This is a genomic window from Arthrobacter sp. zg-Y1143, assembly GCF_030125565.1.
GTDB lineage: Bacteria > Actinomycetota > Actinomycetes > Actinomycetales > Micrococcaceae > Arthrobacter_B.
In genome coordinates this window covers 432,507-450,860 of the sequence record NZ_JASKLW010000004.1, presented here as the reverse complement: position 1 = coordinate 450,860, position 18,354 = coordinate 432,507, and the positions used below count along the sequence as shown (strand labels likewise).

The following is an 18,354-nucleotide window of genomic DNA, read 5'->3' as shown; positions in this document are numbered from 1 at the left end:
TGCCATCAGGGCAAACGGCAACTCATGGAAGAGGCGTATATCTAGTGCCAGACCAATCCAACCACCGCCTGCCGGAGGAATTCGGGGGCAACGAGTGGCTTGTCGATGAACTGTACGAACAGTATTTGTCGAACAAGGATTCCGTTGACAAGAAGTGGTGGAGCATTTTCGAATCCTTCAAAGCTGAAGACGCCAAGTCAGGCAATGGTTCAAATGGCTCCAACGGCTCCGGTGCACCGTCAGAGCTCGGTGCCCACCCGGTAACCCGGCAGCTGCCGGCCGTACGGGCAGAGTCGACCGCCCCCAACGCACCCAAGGCATCCGGCGAGTCCCCCGCTGCAACGCAGCAGTCGGGCAAGCCGCCGGTGGCAAAGGAACCCGCCAAGGCCGCTACCCCGGCTGAAGCTCCCAAGGCTGCCCCCATCCCCGCACAGCTGCCCAAGACCCAGCCCAGCGATGCCGCCACCGAAGAGGACAAAGTCACCGTCCTGCGCGGACCGGCCAAGGCCATTGCGACCAACATGGACCTGAGCCTGACCGTTCCCACGGCAACCACGGTGCGGGCCATTCCCGCCAAGCTGCTGATCGACAACCGGATCGTTATCAACAGCCACCTGGAGCGTGCCCGCGGCGGCAAGGTTTCCTTCACTCATCTGCTCGGCTACGCCATTATCCGTGCCGCTGCCCAGTTCCCGTCCATGAACGTGCACTACGACGAAGTGGACGGCAAGCCCGTTGCCGTCCAGCCGGCACACGTGAACTTCGGCCTGGCCATCGACATGCCCAAGCCGGACGGCACCCGCCTGCTGGTGGTACCGAACATCAAGAAGGCCGAAACCCTGAACTTCTCGGAGTTCTGGCACGCCTATGAGGACCTGGTCAAGCGGGCCCGCGCAGGCAAGCTCGGCGCCGACGACTACCGCGGCACCACCATATCGCTGACCAACCCGGGCGGCATCGGCACCGTGCATTCTGTGCCCCGCCTCTCCAAGGGCCAGGCCGCCATCATCGGCGCCGGCGCCCTCGAGTACCCGGCGGAGTTCCAGGGCGCAAACGAGAAGATCCTCGCCCGCAACGCCATCAGCAAGGTCATCACCCTGACCTCCACCTATGACCACCGCGTCATCCAGGGTGCCGGCAGCGGCGAGTTCCTGCGCATCATTCACCAGCTGCTGCTGGGCGAGCAGGGTTTCTACGATGAGATCTTCGAATCCCTGCGCATCCCGTACGAACCGGTCCGCTGGAGCCCCGACATCCAGGTCAACCCTGACGAGCAGATCAACAAGGTTGCCCGGATCCAGCAGCTGATTCACGCCTACCGGGTCCGCGGCCACCTGATGGCCGACACCAACCCGCTGGAATACGTGCAGCGCCGCCATGCGGACCTGGACGTCCTCAACCACGGCCTGACGCTCTGGGACCTGGACCGCGAGTGGCCCACGGGCGGCTTCGGCGGCAAGCCGATGCTGAAACTGCGCAAGATCCTCGGCGTCCTGCGCGATGCGTACTGCCGCACCGCGGGCATCGAGTACATGCACATCCAGGACCCCGAAGAGCGCCAGTGGTTCCAGGACCGCCTGGAAACCAAGTACACCAAGCCCACCCGCGAAGAGCAGCTGCGTATCCTGAGCAAGCTCAACGCTGCGGAAGCCTTCGAAACCTTCCTGCAGACCAAGTTCGTGGGCCAGAAGCGCTTCTCGCTGGAAGGTGGCGAATCCCTGATTCCGCTGCTCGATGCGGTGATTTCCGGTGCCGCCGACGACGGCCTCGAAGAGGTTGGCATCGGCATGGCCCACCGCGGGCGCCTCAACGTGCTGACCAACATTGCGGGCAAGACCTACGCCCAGGTCTTCCGTGAATTCGAAGGCACACAGGATCCGCGCAGCGTCCAGGGTTCCGGCGACGTGAAGTACCACCTCGGCACCGAGGGCACCTTCACCTCCGACAACGGAAACCAGACCAAGGTCTACCTCGCAGCCAACCCCTCCCACCTCGAAGCCGGCGACTCGGTGCTCGAAGGCATTGTCCGCGCCAAGCAGGACCGCCTGGATAAGGGCGACGAATTCCCCGTCCTGCCGATCCTCGTGCACGGCGATGCGGCCTTCGCAGGGCAGGGCGTGGTGGCGGAAACGCTGAACCTCTCCCAGCTGCGCGGCTACCGCACCGGCGGCACCATCCACGTGGTGGTCAACAACCAGGTGGGCTTCACCACCTCCCCCACCTCCTCCCGCTCCTCGGTCTACTCCACCGACGTCGCGAAGATGGTCCAGGCGCCCATCTTCCACGTCAACGGAGACGACCCCGAAGCAGTGGTCCGCGTGGGCCAGCTGGCGTATGAATACCGCCAGCGCTTCCACAAGGACGTTGTCATCGACATGGTCTGCTACCGCCGGCGCGGACACAACGAAGGCGACGACCCTTCGATGACCCAGCCGATGATGTACAGCCTGATCGAGGCCAAGCGTTCGGTACGCAAGCTCTACACCGAGTCCCTGATCGGCCGCGGCGACATCAGCCAGGACGAGGCCGAGCAGGCCCTGCGCGACTACCAGGGCCGCCTTGAGCGGGTCTTCGCGGAAACGCATGCCGCCCAGACCTCGCCCATCCCGGTGATCACCAAGGACACGGAAGCCATTTCCGATCTGGAGCGTCCTGCCGCACAGCAGGAAGGCACCACGATCATCAAGCCGGCCAGCACCGCGGTTTCCCCCGAGGTCCTGGCGCACATCGGCAAGGCCCACGTGGCTGTGCCGGAAGGCTTCACCGTCCACCCGAAGCTGAAGTCCCTGCTGGAGAAGCGCGAGCAGATGTCCCGCGAAGGCAACATCGACTGGGGCTTCGCAGAGATTGCGGCCTTCGGCTCGCTGCTGATGGAAGGCGTCCCGGTACGCCTTGCCGGCCAGGACTCCCGCCGCGGCACCTTCACCCAGCGCCACGCCGTCTTCCACGACCGGGCCACCGGCGAGGAATGGATGCCGCTGGCGGAGCTGGACCCGAACCAGGCGAAGCTGTGGATCTATGACTCCCTGCTTTCCGAATTCGCGGCCATGGGCTTCGAATACGGCTACTCGGTGGAACGCCCGGACGCCCTGGTGCTCTGGGAGGCGCAGTTCGGCGACTTCGTCAACGGTGCCCAGACCATCATCGATGAGTTCATCTCCTCCGCCGAGCAGAAGTGGGGCCAGCGTTCCTCGCTGGTGCTGATGCTCCCGCACGGTTACGAGGGCCAGGGTCCGGACCACTCGTCCGCCCGCATTGAGCGTTTCCTGCAGATGTGCGCGGAGGACAACATGATTGTTGCCAACCCGACTACGGGTGCCTCGCACTTCCACCTGCTGCGCCGTCAGGCGTACAGCCGGCCGCGGAAGCCCCTGGTCGTCTTTACGCCCAAGCAGCTGCTGCGCCTCAAGGCAGCGGCAACGTCGGTGGAGGACTTCACGCACGGCGAGTTCCAGCCGGTTATCCCCGAGCATGCCGAGCTGGATGCCAATGCCGTGGACCGGGTACTGCTGGTCTCCGGACGGCTGTACTACGATCTGCTGGCCAACCGCCAGAAGACCGGGGATGAGAAGACGGCCATTGTCCGGGTGGAGCAGCTTTACCCGATCCCGGTCGACGAGATCCGTGCCGCCGTGGGCAAGTACCCGAATGCGGAGATTGTCTGGGCACAGGATGAGCCGGCCAACCAGGGCCCGTGGCCGTTTATGGGCCTGAACCTGCCGCAGCACCTGGATTCCCGCCTGCGCCTGGTCTCCCGGCCGGCGTCGGCGTCCACCGCTACCGGCTCGGCCAAGCGCCATGCCGTGGAGCAGGACATCCTCGTGAAGAAGGCCTTCGAACGTCAGTAGGCTAGGTTTGGGGTGGGGCGCTTCGGCGTCCCACCCTGTTTTTTGACTTGAGAAGGTGACTAGTGGAACAACGCAGAATTCGGCTTGCTGCGGTGGGTGATGAGCTGCTGGCCGGACACGGGGATCCGCGGGCACTCGGCTGGCTGGGGCGTGTCCTGGCCCGCACCTCGCCTGACAACGTGAACCTTCAGGCCTACAGCCTTGCCGCGCCCCATGAGGGTACGGAGGCCCTTGCCAACCGGTGGCTCCCGGAAGCGGGACGCCGGTTCGAGGACGGCTGCGACAACCGCCTGGTCATCGGACTGTCGGACCGTGACCTGGATCTGGAGCTCACCACTGCGCGGAGCCGGCTGAACCTGGCGAACATCCTCGACGGTGCGGCCCAGATGAGCATTAAGGTCTTTGTCGTCGGGCCTCCCCCGGGGCTGAACCCGGAGCGGAACCGGAAGCTCGCGGACCTGTCTGCAGCCTTCGGCGATGTCACCACGCGGCGTAAGCACATGTACGTGGACACCCTCAATCCGCTGTTGAACCATGAGCAGTGGCGCACGGATCTGGCTGCCAACGGCGGAACGCCAGGCCAGGCAGGTTACGGCCTCATGGCATGGCTGGTACTGCACCGCGGCTGGTACCAGTGGCTCGACCTGCCAGATATGAACTAACTGCACGCTGCTGGCCTGCACAGCCTTCAAAAGGCCCTTCCGGATTGCTCCGGGAGGGCCTTTCTGCATGCATTTTCATCTTGTTTTCATGCAGCTCCCCATTTGTTCCCCCATGAGGCCACGATCAGGTAACGATCAGTTAACAACCCGTAACTTGTCTCACACCGGAAACATTTAGTGGTTAGTGTTTCTCCACATGTGGCGGCAATCACTCGCTGCGTGGGGGGCCATCTTTGGTGGTTCCTGACTCCTCATCACCAGTTAGGACTACAGATGCGTACTAAGCGCACGGCAGCTCTTGCCGCACTCTCCGTAGGTGCCCTGTTCCTGGGCGCCTGTGGATCCGCCGGGGGCGGAACCGAAAGCGAAGGCGGTGCCGACGAGACCGAAAACCTTGCCTCGACCATCACCGTCGCCATCAGCCAGGCTCCGGACGCGTACAACTCCGGTACGGCCAACACCAACAGCACGTACAACACGTACGTTGACAACCTGGTGCACAGCAACTTCGTGGAGTACAGCCCCAACGGCGTTATTCACAACGAAGAATTCGGCACCATGGAGAAGACCAGCGACGATCCGCTGACGGTGAAGTACTCCATCAACGAAGACGCCAAGTGGTCCGACGGTACGCCCATCGACTTCGACGACGTCCTGCTGAACTGGGCCGCCTACTCGGGCAAGACTGTGGGCGCCGACGGCGAGAACATCTTCCAGCCCTCCTCCACCAACGGTTTCTCGCAGACGAAGATGATCGAAGGCGAAGCAGGCGACAAGGAATTCGAGATGGTCTTCGAAACTCCTTACGCCGACTGGGAAGCCCTGATGATCGGCCCGCTCATGCCTGCGCACATCGCTGCGGAGCAGGGCGGTATGAGCACGGAGAACAACGGCGAGGCACTGATCAAGGCCATCCAGGCGAACGACGTTGCCGGGCTGACCCCCATGGCCGATTTCTGGAACACCGGCTGGAACTATGAGGCAGACCTTGCCAAGCTTCCGGATGCCAAGCTGATCCCGTCCTCCGGTCCGTACATGCTGGACAACGCCACTGACGGCACCCTGACCCTGAAGCGCAACGAGAACTACTGGGGCGACGAGCGCAAGGGCAAGACCGAGAACATTGTCTTCAAGGCAATCGAAGACACCGAGGCCGTTCAGGCCCTGCAGAACGGCGACGTCGACATCATCGAGCCGTCCGGCGCAACGGTTGACACGAAGACCGCCATCGAAAACATCGGTGACAGCGTTGAAATGCTGACCGGTCCGGAACTGACCTTCAGCCACATCGACCTGGACCAGTCCGAGAACGGTGTGTTCAAGGATCTGGCCGTACGCCAGGCCTTCGCCAAGTGCGTACCGCGTGAGGACATTGTCGAGAAGTTCGCGAAGCCGGTCGACGAAAACGCCACCGTGGACAACCTGCGCGAGTACCAGCCGGGCCAGGAAGATTACGAAGACGTCCTGGAAGGCGCGCCGTCGGCCAGCGACTACGACGAAGTGGACCTTGAGGGCGCCAAGAAGCTGCTCGCCGACGCCGGCAAGACCACCCCGGTCTCCGTGCGCCTGATGTTCTCCTCTACCAGCCAGCTGCGTGCGGACATCGTCACCTTGATCAAGAACTCCTGTGACCAGGCCGGCTTCGACATCGTTCCGACCCCGGACCCGAAGTGGAGCGCCAAGCTCTCCGAGCCCGGAGCATGGGATGCCATCCTGTTCGGTTGGGCCGGTTCCGGCCTGGCCGCCAGCGCGCAGTCCATCTACGTCTCCGACGGTGAGCAGAACTACGGCAAGTTCACCAACACGGAACTGGACAAGCTCTGGGACCAGATCGCCAGCTCCACTGACGCAGAAGAAGTCAAGGAACTGAAGACCAAGGCCGAGGAAATCCTGGCCGCAGAGGTCTACAACGTGGTCCTTTACGCGAACTCCGGAGTTGTTGCGCACACCTCCAAGATGGAGAACGTGGAATTGAACCCGAGCCAGAACGGCATCACTTGGAATGCCTACAAGTGGACCAAGCAGGCCTAGCCATACCACGCTAGCCGCAGCATAAGCGGGGATGGGCAGACCTCAGTGTCTGTCCATCCCCCTGCTTATGCCCGCAGTGTTCTTTAGCCCCACCCTCCAAGGAGCCCTCGGTGTTCTACTTCATTCTTAAAAGAGCGGTTTCCTCGTTCTTCATCCTCCTCGCCGCGACAGCCCTCATGTTTGTCCTGGCCATCAATTCCGGCGATCCTTACCACGACCTCGCAGAGCTGCGCGGTCCGGACAAAGAGTCCCGCATCGCAGCCCGCACCGAAGCCATGCACCTCGACCAGCCGGTCCATATCCGGTACATACTCTGGCTGCAGGAAATCGGCCGCTGCATCGTTCCGGGCGGGGCACAGTGCACCCTCGGCCTGGACCGCGTAGGCAACCCGGTTGTGGAGCAACTGCAGTCCGCTGTCGGCTCGACCTTCCGGCTGGTGATCGTAGCAACGGTGCTGGCGATCATCCTCGGTGTCCTGGTCGGCGTCGTCACGGCCCTTCGCCAGTACAGCGTGTTCGACTACTCGATCACCTTCGTAGCCTTCCTGCTCTTCTCCATGCCGCTGTTCTGGCTGTCCACGCTGCTCAAGCAGTACCTGGCCATTGGACTGAACACGTGGCTCGCGAATCCGGCCATGTCCTATCTGGGCATAGCGGTGCTGGGACTCGTGGCCGGTTTGATCTGGATGATCGTCATCGGCGGCGACACCCGCCGGCGGGTACGGGTCTTCGGCATCGCCGCAGTGGCAACCTCCCTGACTTTCCTGCTCCTGCTGATCTCCGGATGGTTCAAGACTCCGGGCTTCGGTCCCTTCGGTGTCCTCGTCAGTGCCTTCGCCATCGCGGTGGGTGCCACGGCCCTGTTCGCCGGGTTCCGGCGACGCCGCGTGGTCTACGCGACCCTTGCAACGGCAGCCGCAGGATTCGTCGGTTACTTGGTCACCATGCCCCTCATGGAAGATCCCAACTGGCTCACCATCGCAGCGCTGGCGGTCGTGACTGTGGCCGTGTCTGCGGCCATCGGCCACTTTGTCGGCGGACCCTACGCCAAACAGGCGCGCCAGCTGACCGCCGTCGTCGGGCTGCTGATCGGTTTCATCGTCTTCCTGGACGCCCTCCTGCACGCCTACCCGTCGCTCTCACGCAAGAACGGCGGCCGGCCGATCCCCACCACCGGTTCCTCCACTCCCAACCTGGAGGGCACGTTCTGGGAGGTGAACCTGGATTACGCGCTGTACCTGATTCTGCCGACCATTGCCATCATGCTCATCTCCTTCGCCATGTACACCCGCTACACCCGGGCCAGCCAGCTGGACGTCATGACCCAGGACTACATCCGCACCGCCCGGGCGAAGGGCCTGAGCGAGCGGACCGTGGTTGTGAAGCACGCCTTCCGCAACGCGATGATCCCCATCACCACCCTGATGGCCTTCGACTTCGCCGGTGTCCTCGGCGGCGCCGTGGTCACGGAGTCGGTATTCGGCTGGAACGGCATGGGCAAGATGTTCACCGACGGGCTCACCAACGTGGACCCGAACGTCATCATGGCGTTTTTCCTCGTCACGGGCGTGGCCGCGGTGACCTTCAACATGCTGGCTGATATCGCGTACGCCTTCCTCGACCCGCGCATCAGCCTGAACTGATTGGCAGACCAATGACAGATAACAAGATTTCCCCTGACGGGTCGAAGGAGTCCAGCCCGGAGCTGGCAGCCATGACGCTGGCGAGCCAGCGGACCGTCACGGCAGACTCCCCCGCTACGCAGGGCGTCGTCGCCGAACCGAAAATCACTGAAGCCAAGAGCCAGTCCAAGCTGGTCCGCGAACGCTTCTTCCGGCACAAGGGTGCCATGGGCGGCATGATCGGCCTGCTCTTCATCGTGGTGCTGGCCTTCACCTCCATCGGCCTGAGTGTTGGCCCCGTGCAGATTCCGGGCTGGTGGAAGCACACCTTCTCGGAAGTGATGGAAACATCCAACGGCGGCAGGCCCACCCTGTCCTGGACCGGGCTGGGTGAACACCCCTTCGGCCAGGATGCACTGGGCCGGGACTACTTCGCCATGACCATGCGCGGGGCCCAGATCTCCCTGACCATCGCCTTCATTGTCGGTATTGTCGGCACCGTCATCGGCACCGTGGTCGGTGCCCTGGCCGGCTACTACCGCGGCAAGGTCGAAGCCGTCCTGATGCGCTTCACCGACGTCATCATCACCATCCCGCTGCTCGTGGTTGCCGCAGTCCTGTCCACCATCGTTGCCAAGGCCGGCATCGTGGTCTTCGCTGTCTTCCTTGGCATGCTCACCTGGACCGGGCTGGCCCGCATTGTGCGCGGCGAGTTCCTGTCCCTGCGGGAAAAGGAGTTCGTGGAAGCGGCCAAATCAGTGGGCGCCACCTCGAGCAGGATCATCTTCAAGCACATCCTGCCCAACACCGTGGGCGTCATCATCGTTTCCGCCACGCTGGCCATCTCCGGAGCCATCCTGCTGGAAACCGCCCTGGGCTTCCTGGGCCTGGGCGTGCAGGAACCGGACACCTCACTGGGCAAGCTGATCAACGAGAACCGGTCCGCGATGACCGTCCGCCCCTGGGTCTTCCTGTGGCCGGGCATCTTCATTGTGGCCATCGCCCTTGCCGTGAACTTCATCGGTGACGGACTCCGGGATGCGTTTGATCCCCGACAGACAAGGAACAAGCAATGACCTCCACACCGGTATACAGCGACACCCCGGCGGCGGAAACAGCATCCGCCATCCTTGAGGTCAGCGGACTCGGCGTCGACTTCAACGTGGACAACGAGTGGGTCATGGCCGCCGAAGACGTGAACTACAACGTGTACCCGGGCGAAATCCTGGCCATCGTGGGCGAGTCCGGATCGGGTAAGAGCATGTCCTCCATGGCGTTGCTCGGCCTGCTCCCGGGCAACGGGCGCTCCACCGGCAGTGCCAAGCTGCAGGGCAAGGAATTGATCGGTGCGCCGCAGTCGGCGCTGCGGAAGATCCGCGGCAATGACATCGCCATGATCTTCCAGGAACCCATGACCGCACTGAACCCGGTGCTGACCGTGGGTGAGCAGATCAAGGAAATCATCGAGCAGCACACCGACGCCTCGCCGGCACAGGCGCGCGAGCGAGCCATTGAGCTGCTGCGCATGGTGGAAATCCCGGATCCGGAAACCCGCTACGGGAACTACCCGCACCAGTTCTCCGGCGGACAGCGCCAGCGCGCAATGATTGCCATCGCCATCGCCAATGATCCGATCCTCCTCATTGCCGACGAGCCCACCACCGCATTGGACGTCACCGTCCAGGCAGAGGTTCTGGAACTGCTGCGCAAGCTCAACAAACGCCTGAACAGTGCCATCCTGTTGATCACCCACGACATGGGCGTGGTGGCCGACCTGGCGGACAACGTGGTGGTGATGCAGAACGGCCGGATCGTGGAAGCGGCCTCTGTCGCGGACCTCTTCGGTGCCCCGCAGCAGGACTACACCAGGTCCCTGCTCGACGCCGTGCCGCACCTGGGCTCAAAGGTCGGCGGCGTGCTCGCCGCGGTGGAGGTGGAGGACGACGGTTCCCTGCAAATCACCGAGGCACCCCGCCAGGTGATGGTTGAATCCAACGAGGTGACCGACCCGACATCGTCGCAGACCCCGGCGCTGCAGTTGGAGAACGTCGCCATCGAATACCCGGGCCGGTTCCGCCAGCCGGCGTTCCGTGCCGTGTCCGATGTATCGTTCACCATCATGCCCGGCGAGGTCATGGGCCTGGTAGGCGAGTCCGGATCCGGCAAGTCCACCATTGGACGCGCCGTGACCGGGCTGCTGCCCGTGGCCGAAGGCAGCGTGCGGATCAACGGGACCGATATTGCCGGGCTTTCGCCCAAGAAGATGCGTCCGCTGCGGCGGAAGTTCGCCATCGTTTTCCAGGACCCGGCGGCGTCGCTGAACCCGCGCATGTCCATCGGCGAAAGCATCGGCGAGCCGCTGTTCCTGCATGAGAAGCTGTCCAAGGCAGACCTGGACAAGCGCGTGGAGAACCTGCTGGATGACGTGCAGCTGCCCAAGAGCTTCCGGAACCGCTACCCGCACGAGCTTTCCGGCGGCCAGCGCCAGCGCGTGGGTATTGCCCGGGCACTGTCGCTGCGGCCGTCGCTGCTGGTGGCGGATGAACCGACGTCGGCGCTGGACGTCTCCGTCCAGGCCCGGGTGCTGGCGCTGCTGCAGGACCTGCAGCGCGAGTACGGCTTTGCGTGCCTGTTTGTCAGCCACGACCTGGCCGTGGTGGAAATCCTGGCCAGCCACATTGCCGTGCTGAACAAGGGCCGGATGGTGGAACAGGGCTCCACGGAGCAGGTGCTGAAGTACCCGCAGGATCCCTACACCCGGCGGCTGCTGGCAGCTGCCCCGGTCCCGGATCCGGCAGAACAGGCCTACCGGCGGGAGCAGCGCAACGCCCTGCTCTCCGCCGGCGGCACCGAGTAGGAACAGCACCAGGCGGCAGCTCCCGGACAGGAGCTGCCCCGGGTACGGCCCGGACCGGCGGCGGCGTCAGTGGCGGAAGACGATCTTCCCCACGACGTCGCCGTCCTGCATTTTCCGGAAGCCCTTTTCCGCTTCCTCCAGCGGCAGCACGGAGTCGATCTCCGGGCGCACTCCGGTGGCCAGCAGGAACGCCACCAGGCGCTGCAGCTCGGCACGGGTCCCCATAGTGGATCCGAGGACCTTCAGCTGCAGGAAAAACACGCGGTTCAGGTCCGCCGGCGGGTTGGGTCCGCTGGTGGCCCCGCAGGTCACCAGGGCACCGCCGGGCTTCAACGACTTCAGCGAATGGGCCCAGGTGGCCTCGCCCACCGAATCGAAAACCGTGTCCACCCGCTCCGGCAGCCGGGCACCGGCGTCGAACACCTGTTCCGCGCCCAACCGCAGGGCGTGCTCCCGCTTGGCTTCGCTCCGGCTGACGGCCCATACCCGGTACCCCGCAGCGGAAGCCATGCTGATCAGGGCCGTCGCCACTCCCCCGCCGGCGCCCTGGACCAGGACAGTGGATCCCGGCGCCGCAGGGTTGACCGCGAAGAGCATCCGGTATGCCGTCAGCCAGGCGGTGGGTAGGCAGGCCGCCTCCTCGAAGCTCAGCCCGGCCGGCTTCGGCACCAGGTTGCGTTCGGGAACCCACACTTCATCGGCCATGGCGCCGGGGTGTTTCTCCGAAAGCAGGCTCCGCCGCGGATCCAGGGTTTCATCCCCTTCCCAGCCCGGGGAGGACACAACGGCGTGGACAATAACCTCGTTGCCGTCGTCGTCGATGCCGGCGGCGTCACAGCCCAGGACCATGGGCAGGCGCTCGTCCGGCAGGCCCACCCCCTGCAGGGACCAGAGGTCGTGGTGGTTCAGCGCAGAGGCCTTGACCCGTACGCGCCGGAAACCTTCCGGCGGCTGCGGCGGCTCGAGCTCCCCCACCCGCAGGCCGCTGATCGGATCGCCGGCGGATTGGGTTTGTGCGTATACGGCTCGCATCTGGAAACTCCCTTGTTCGTTTTGCGGCTCTTCGTGACCCCAATCCTAGGGGTGGTGCCGGGCACAGGACCGTTTAGGCGTGCACGCGGGGCATGTGGGACACTGGAGGGCAGAACTTTTCGGAATCAAAGGAGGCAGCTATGAGCAAGCGTGCACGCAAGCGTCGTGACCGTAAGCGCGGCGGCGCTAACCACGGTAAGCGTCCCAACACCTAAGCAAGAATGGTGAGCCGCGTGGCCATTTTTGGCCAGGCACAGAAAACCCCCGGTACCAGCAGGTACCGGGGGTTTTCCATGCCTGCGGCGGTCTTAGTGGTCCGCTGTCTGGATCTGGCTGATGCGGCTGAGGATGCTTGCCTTCAGCGTCTCGGGAGCCGCTTCGGTGCATGAACGCTTCACCACGGAGCGGATGACGCATTCCAGGTCGTGTTCCTGCGCGCACTCGGGACAGCCGTCAAGGTGTTCCTTGATTTCCACGAGGTCCTTGTGGGACAGCGCGCCGTCCAAGTACTCGTACAGCCGTTCGATGCGGGCGTCTTCGCAATCGCCCAGGCTCTGGCAATCGCTCATAGCTCATTCCCCTGTTTCTTGGTTGATGCGCCGGTTTCGGCTGCGGGCACTTTGCCCTTGATGCCGCGGTCGCGGGCATACTCCGCCAGGAGTTCGCGAAGCATCTTGCGCCCGCGGTGCAGGCGGGACATCACGGTGCCGATCGGCGTGTTCATGATTTCTGAGATTTCCTTGTACGCGAAACCCTCCACATCGGAGAAGTACACGGCAAGCCGGAACTCCTCCGGAATGGACTGCAGGGCATCCTTGACGTCGGAGTCGGGCAGATGGTCCAGCGCCACGGCTTCTGCGGAGCGCAACCCCGTGGAGCTGTGCTCAGCTGCGCGGGCCAGCTGCCAGTCCTCAACGCCCTCGGAATTGGCCTGCAGGGGTTCCCGCTGCCGCTTCCGGTAGAGATTGATGTAGGTGTTGGTCAGGATGCGGTACAGCCAGGCCTTGAGGTTGGTTCCCGGCCGGTACTGGTGAAAGGCGGAGAACGCCTTTGTGTAGGCCTCCTGCACCAGGTCTTCCGCGTCAGAGGGGTTCCGTGCCATCCGCATGGCTGCTGAATAGAGCTGGTCCACGTACTGCATGGCATCCTGCTCAAAGCGCAGCTTGCGTGCCTCGTCCGATTCGGTGGCAACGTCAAGTTCGAAGTTTTCCACGTGGGGGCTGCCTTCCGGCGCATCAGTTCTCATCACCTCCCAGTCTACGGTGCGGGCGGGCACCCGTACGCGTAGCTTCGGCTCCGGCGCAGTCTGCACTGCGGTCAGCGTGGCAGCTGGCACTATGGCGTCTCCTCAACAGTTGAAAGCACATCCTGATACTGGTCCCAACGACGGCGCCGGTCCCCCTATTCCCGCCGGAGGCCCGGATTGTGCCAAAGCCGCACGGAGCCGGACTAAGGTGGAGGCAGCACCAAATGTTGTTTTTCGCGTAACTTGTGGATTCGCCAGGAGGCACTTATGTCGTTAGTCCGTTTGATTGCACGCCCGCTGCTCGCCACCGGTTTTGTTGCCGTGGGCGTGGAGCGCCTTCGCAATGTTGACCAGACCGCCGAACAGCTCACCCCCACCCTTAACCTCATCGGCAAAACCGTACCGGCTGCTGCGGGGGCCGCTTCCAACCCCGTGCTGGTGGCCCGGGTTGCCGGGTACACCCAGGTAGCTGCTGCCTCCCTGCTGGGCATGGGCAAGTTTGCCCGCCTGGCGTCCCTGCTGCTCGCCGGCACCACCGCTCTGAACTCGGTGGTGGAGTACCGCAACGCAGAGGCTTCCACCGCTGCCGAGCGCAAGGAGCGGCGCAACCAGCTGCTCAAGAACCTCTCCCTGATCGGCGGCGTCCTGCTCTCCGCTGTGGACACGAACGGCCGTCCGGGACTGGCTTGGCGTGCCAACCACCTGGCCGCCGACACGGGCCGCAAGGGCCGTGCCGCTGCGAAGGCGGTCAAGAAGACCACCGGCAAGCAGCTCAAGGCCGTGTCCAACGCTGCGTCGGACATCGTGGGTTCCTAGCACCAATGACTGCTCCGAACGCCGGGTTGCCGGCACCCTGGCCCGCGCCCTTCACTGCCTCGCCCGTGGAGGCAACTGTCTCCGTTCCGGGGTCGAAGTCGCTGACCAACCGCTACCTGGTCCTTGCCGCCCTCGCGGACGGCAGGTCCAGGCTACGGGCGCCCCTGCATTCCCGGGATTCGGAGCTGATGGTTTCCGCCCTCAGGGCGCTTGGCGCCGTTGTCACTGAAGTCGAGGGCAGCGGCGCGTTCGGGCCCGATCTGCTGGTTGATCCCCTGCCCGCTGTCCTCCCCGCCGCGGCCGGTCCGCGGCGGGTGGACTGCGGGCTGGCCGGCACCGTGATGCGTTTTGTCCCGCCGCTGGCTGCCCTCGTGCCCGGCAGCACCGTATTCGACGGCGATCCGCACGCGCGGGTACGCCCCATGTCCGCTGTTATCGATGCGCTGCGCGGACTTGGGCTGCAGGTGGACGACGGCGGCCGCGGGACCCTCCCTTTTACGCTCACCGGGTCCGGTGCCCCCTCCGGCGGCCGGCTGGTGATCGACGCAAGCGCATCCTCACAGTTCGTATCCGCCCTGCTGCTGGCCGCCCCCCGCTTCGAGAACGGCCTGCACCTGGTCCACCGCGGTCCGGCCCTGCCCAGCCCGGACCACGTCGCCATGACCGTGCATGTGCTGCGCAGCGTGGGCGTACAGGTGGACGATTCCGTTCCCAATGAGTGGCAGGTAGCGCCGGGCCCCATCGCCGCGTTCGACACAGCCATTGAACCGGACCTTTCCAACGCCGGCCCATTCCTCGGCGCTGCCCTCGTCACCAGCGGCACCGTCCGCATTACCGGTTGGCCCGCCGAAACCACCCAGGTGGGCGACAAATGGCGCAGCATCCTGCCCGCACTCGGCGCTGAGGTCCACCTCGCGGACGGCACCCTGACCGTCACTGGCAGCGGCCGGATCTCCGGCGCGGAGCTGGCCGGCACCAGCGAACTTGCCCCCACTGTCGCGGCGCTGTGTGCGCTTGCCGACTCTCCGTCCGTCCTTACCGGGATCGCGCACCTGCGCGGCCATGAAACCGACCGGCTGGCCGCCCTGGTCACGGAAATCAACCGGCTCGGCGGCGACGCCGAAGAAACACCAGACGGGCTGCTGATCCGCCCGGCCGCGCTGCACGGCGGCACCTGGAACACGTATGCGGACCACCGGATGGCCACGGCCGGGGCACTGATCGGCCTGGCCGTCCGCGGCGTCGAGGTGCAGGACATCGGCACCACCGCCAAAACCCTCCCCCAATTTCCCGAGCTGTGGCAGCAGCTGACCCAAACGGCGGTGGCATAACCATGGCGCGAAGCACCAGCGGCTGGGACGAATCCGACGTACGCGTCCGGCCCAACAAAAAGGGTTCACGCCCGCGCACCAAGGACCGTCCCGCCCATGACGACGCCGTCATCGGCCGGATCATCACCGTGGACCGCGGACGGTACACGGCCGTCATGAACGAAGACACAGCAGATGAACGAACGGTCATTGCCGCCCGCGCCCGCGAACTGAGACGCACTCCCGTGGTCGCCGGAGACCGGGTGGCACTGGTGGGCGATGTGTCCGGTGCCCCGGATACCCTGGCGCGGCTGGTCCGGGTGGAGGAACGCGCCACCGTCCTGCGGCGCAGCGCCGACGACACCGACCCGGTGGAACGCGTAGTGGTGGCCAATGCCGACCAGCTGGTGATCGTGGTGGCGGCCGCGAACCCGGAACCGCGCACCGGGTTCATTGACCGTGCCCTGGTGGCGGCGTACGACGCCGGCATCTCCCCGGTCCTGTGCATCACCAAGGCCGATATCAAGGACCCGGCGGAACTGCTGGCCAACTACGAGCACCTGGACCTGGAAGTCATCATCAGCCGCACCGCCGCCGCTGATGCCTCCGGCATCGACGCGCGTTCCGACGACGGCCTCTCCGCCAGGCTCCAGGGCACGGCCGTCGAAGCGCTGCACGGGGTCCTGGAAGGCAACGTGAGCGTGCTGGTGGGTCCCTCCGGTGTCGGCAAGTCCACACTGGTCAACGCCCTGACCGGCTCAGCACGGGCCACCGGCGGCGTCAACGCGGTGACCGGCCGCGGGCGGCACACCTCGTCGTCAGCGCTGGCGCTGCGGCTGAGCAACTCCCCCGCGGGCAGCTGGATCATCGACACCCCCGGAATCCGCTCCTTCGGCCTGGCGCACGTTGACCCGGACCGGATCCTGCAGGCCTTCCCCGACCTCGAGCCGGGAACCGCGGCTTGCGAACGCGGCTGCCGGCACGATTCGGCCGCCGTCGGCTGCGGACTGGATCCGTACGTTGAGCAGGGCCAGGCCGGTCCGGCCGGACCGGCCCGCCTGGCGTCGCTGCGCCGGCTGCTGGGTACCGGAACGCGTACCGAAAACAAGTCCTCCGCCAAGGAGCTGGGTGAGCAGTAGCCCGGCCGGTTGCCGGGACACCGCCTGCTTTACGGGCGTAATGCCGGGCAGCGGCCGCCGAATAAGGATAAGTTGAACAGTATGCCGTTCGTTCAAAACTACAACGATGACCTGCGCCTGGCCCATGTGATGGCCGATTCCGTGGATGACCAGACCATGTCGCGCTTCCGGGCCCTGGACTTGAAAATCGAGACCAAGCCCGACTTCACGCCGGTCACCGACGCCGACAAGGCTGCAGAAGATGCCATCCGCGGGCAGCTTTCGCGTGCCCGTCCCCGGGACGCGGTGCTGGGCGAGGAGTTCGGCTCCAGCGGCTCCGGTCCGCGCCGGTGGATCATCGACCCGATCGACGGCACCAAGAACTTCATCCGCGGCGTCCCCGTATGGGCCACCCTCATTTCCCTGGTGGACGACGGCGTGCCCGTCCTCGGCGTCGTCAGCGCTCCGGCGCTGGGCAAGCGCTGGTGGGCCGCCACCGGCACGGGCGCCTACATGGGCCGTTCGCTGGCCTCTGCCACCCGGTTGCAGGTCTCCAACGTTTCCCGGCTCTCCGACGCCTCACTGTCCTACTCCAGCCTGGGCGGCTGGAAGGACCGCGGCAACCTGGAAGAATTCCTGGACCTGACTGAATCCGTCTGGCGCACCCGTGCATACGGCGACTTCTGGTCCTACTGCATGGTCGCCGAAGGCGCCGTCGACATCGCCTGCGAGCCGGAACTGAACCTCTACGACATGGCGGCACTGGTACCTATCGTCACCGAGGCCGGCGGCCGGTTCTCCTCGCTGGAGGGCGAGGACGGCCCGTTCGGCGGCAATGCGCTGGCCACCAACGGGACGCTGCACAGCGAAGTGCTGCAGCGACTGAACCCCGACTTGGACGATCTGCTCTAACAGTGGGTACTTCCGGGCCCCGGCTGGAAGCGCTCCGGCGCCGCCAGCTGGCTGACAGCTATCAGGCCGGCGGGGAGCACTATGACCGCATCCGGCCCGGATACCCCGCCGAGGCCGTGGACTGGGTGGTTTCCCGCCCCGGCTTCCCGCCGGTCCGGGACGTGGCGGACGTCGGCGCGGGCACCGGGAAATACACCCGCGTCCTGCAGGCTGCCGGCCTGTCCGTGCACGCCGTGGACCCGTCCGCGGACATGCTGGCACAGCTCTCCCGCTCACTCCCGCAGGTTCCGGTCAGCGTCGGCACCGCGGAAGACACGGGCCTGCCCGACCGGTCTGCGGATGCGGTCACGGTCGCCCAGGCCTGGCACTGGTGCGATCCGGGAGCGGCCAGCCGCGAGTTCTCCCGGGTGCTGCGCCCGCACGGGATCCTGGGCTTGGTCTGGAACCAGTTGGACGTCAGTGTGCCGTGGGTGCACCGCTATTCGCGCATCATCCACGCCGGAGATGTACTGCGCCCTGGATTCCGCCCGGAGCTGGGCCCGGAATTCATCCTGGAATCCTCCTCGACCGTTCCGTGGGCGCAGCAGATGACGCCCGAAGACCTGTTTGAGCTGGCCAAGTCCCGCGCCTTCTACCTCTCCGCAGATACCGCTGCACGCGAAAAGCTGCATGCCAACCTCACCTGGTACCTGTACGAACACCTCGGCCACCATCCCGGGGAAGTCCTGGACCTGCCCTATCTCACTCTCACCTGGCGGGCGGTCCGGGCAGCCTGAACAGTCCGGCGTCCGGCGGCGCCGGGCCGCCCGCTTCGGCCCGGCCAACGGCCTCCTGCGTGAACCGTGTGCTTCCGTGCGCCGCCGTCCCTAGAATTGGGAAACCCCGGCGAATTGGCAAACA

The 18,354-nt window shown here is 65.1% G+C and carries 15 protein-coding genes; 12 read left to right on the top strand and 3 right to left on the bottom strand.

Going from position 1 to position 18,354, the window contains the following annotated elements; all coding sequences use genetic code 11:
- Window positions 1-44: 44 nt before the first annotated feature.
- The 6 genes from QNN98_RS06185 to QNN98_RS06160 all read left to right on the top strand — a co-directional run bounded on the left by QNN98_RS06185 (window position 45) and on the right by QNN98_RS06160 (window position 11,020).
- Window positions 45-3,848 (top strand): multifunctional oxoglutarate decarboxylase/oxoglutarate dehydrogenase thiamine pyrophosphate-binding subunit/dihydrolipoyllysine-residue succinyltransferase subunit, encoded by a 3,804-nt coding sequence (locus QNN98_RS06185; protein WP_283996539.1) that lies wholly within the window; start codon window positions 45-47, stop codon window positions 3,846-3,848.
- Window positions 3,849-3,910: 62 nt separating this feature from the next.
- The gene (locus QNN98_RS06180) at window positions 3,911-4,510 is read left to right on the top strand and encodes a GDSL-type esterase/lipase family protein (protein WP_227913803.1); all 600 of its coding nucleotides are present in this window, start codon (window positions 3,911-3,913) and stop codon (window positions 4,508-4,510) included.
- Window positions 4,511-4,783: 273 nt separating this feature from the next.
- Entirely contained in the window at window positions 4,784-6,541 is a 1,758-nt protein-coding gene (locus QNN98_RS06175; protein WP_227924929.1) for an ABC transporter family substrate-binding protein, read from the top strand.
- Window positions 6,542-6,651: 110 nt separating this feature from the next.
- Window positions 6,652-8,184, top strand: coding sequence for an ABC transporter permease subunit (locus tag QNN98_RS06170; RefSeq protein WP_283996538.1), 1,533 nt, complete (start codon window positions 6,652-6,654; stop codon window positions 8,182-8,184).
- A gap of 11 nt (window positions 8,185-8,195) precedes the next feature.
- Window positions 8,196-9,239, top strand: a complete 1,044-nt coding sequence (locus QNN98_RS06165) for an ABC transporter permease (protein ID WP_227913800.1) — start codon at window positions 8,196-8,198, stop codon at window positions 9,237-9,239.
- Window positions 9,236-11,020: an ABC transporter ATP-binding protein gene (locus QNN98_RS06160; RefSeq protein ID WP_283996537.1), complete on the top strand. Its 1,785-nt coding sequence runs from the start codon at window positions 9,236-9,238 to the stop codon at window positions 11,018-11,020. Before QNN98_RS06165 ends, QNN98_RS06160 begins: the two co-directional genes overlap by 4 nt.
- A gap of 66 nt (window positions 11,021-11,086) precedes the next feature.
- On the opposite strand, the gene QNN98_RS06155 is transcribed toward QNN98_RS06160, so the two are convergent.
- Entirely contained in the window at window positions 11,087-12,052 is a 966-nt protein-coding gene (locus QNN98_RS06155; RefSeq protein WP_283996536.1) for a zinc-binding dehydrogenase, read from the bottom strand.
- Between the two features lie 140 nt (window positions 12,053-12,192).
- Between QNN98_RS06155 and QNN98_RS16510 the strand changes: the two genes are divergently transcribed.
- Window positions 12,193-12,267 carry a 50S ribosomal protein bL37 gene (locus QNN98_RS16510; protein ID WP_369299106.1) on the top strand — a complete coding sequence of 25 codons (75 nt, stop codon included), beginning with the start codon at window positions 12,193-12,195 and terminating at the stop codon, window positions 12,265-12,267.
- Between the two features lie 93 nt (window positions 12,268-12,360).
- On the opposite strand, the gene rsrA is transcribed toward QNN98_RS16510, so the two are convergent.
- Window positions 12,361-12,621, bottom strand: coding sequence for a mycothiol system anti-sigma-R factor (gene rsrA, locus QNN98_RS06150; protein WP_227913797.1), 261 nt, complete (start codon window positions 12,619-12,621; stop codon window positions 12,361-12,363).
- Window positions 12,618-13,298 (bottom strand): sigma-70 family RNA polymerase sigma factor, encoded by a 681-nt coding sequence (locus tag QNN98_RS06145; protein ID WP_227913796.1) that lies wholly within the window; start codon window positions 13,296-13,298, stop codon window positions 12,618-12,620. The genes rsrA and QNN98_RS06145 overlap by 4 nt, the downstream gene beginning before the upstream one ends.
- Before the next feature lie 267 nt (window positions 13,299-13,565).
- Between QNN98_RS06145 and QNN98_RS06140 the strand changes: the two genes are divergently transcribed.
- The 5 genes from QNN98_RS06140 (at window position 13,566) to QNN98_RS06120 (ending at window position 18,230) form a co-directional block, all read left to right on the top strand.
- Window positions 13,566-14,114 carry a DoxX family protein gene (locus tag QNN98_RS06140; protein WP_227913795.1) on the top strand — a complete coding sequence of 183 codons (549 nt, stop codon included), beginning with the start codon at window positions 13,566-13,568 and terminating at the stop codon, window positions 14,112-14,114.
- A gap of 5 nt (window positions 14,115-14,119) precedes the next feature.
- Window positions 14,120-15,445 (top strand): 3-phosphoshikimate 1-carboxyvinyltransferase, encoded by a 1,326-nt coding sequence (gene aroA / locus QNN98_RS06135; protein ID WP_283996535.1) that lies wholly within the window; start codon window positions 14,120-14,122, stop codon window positions 15,443-15,445.
- A gap of 2 nt (window positions 15,446-15,447) precedes the next feature.
- Window positions 15,448-16,563: a ribosome small subunit-dependent GTPase A gene (gene rsgA, locus QNN98_RS06130; protein WP_283996534.1), complete on the top strand. Its 1,116-nt coding sequence runs from the start codon at window positions 15,448-15,450 to the stop codon at window positions 16,561-16,563.
- Window positions 16,564-16,644: 81 nt separating this feature from the next.
- Window positions 16,645-17,454, top strand: coding sequence for a histidinol-phosphatase (hisN, locus tag QNN98_RS06125; protein ID WP_227913792.1), 810 nt, complete (start codon window positions 16,645-16,647; stop codon window positions 17,452-17,454).
- 2 nt (window positions 17,455-17,456) lie between these two features.
- Complete coding sequence (locus QNN98_RS06120; protein ID WP_283996533.1) at window positions 17,457-18,230, top strand: class I SAM-dependent methyltransferase; 774 nt, start codon at window positions 17,457-17,459, stop codon at window positions 18,228-18,230.
- The last annotated feature ends 124 nt before the right edge of the window (window positions 18,231-18,354 follow it).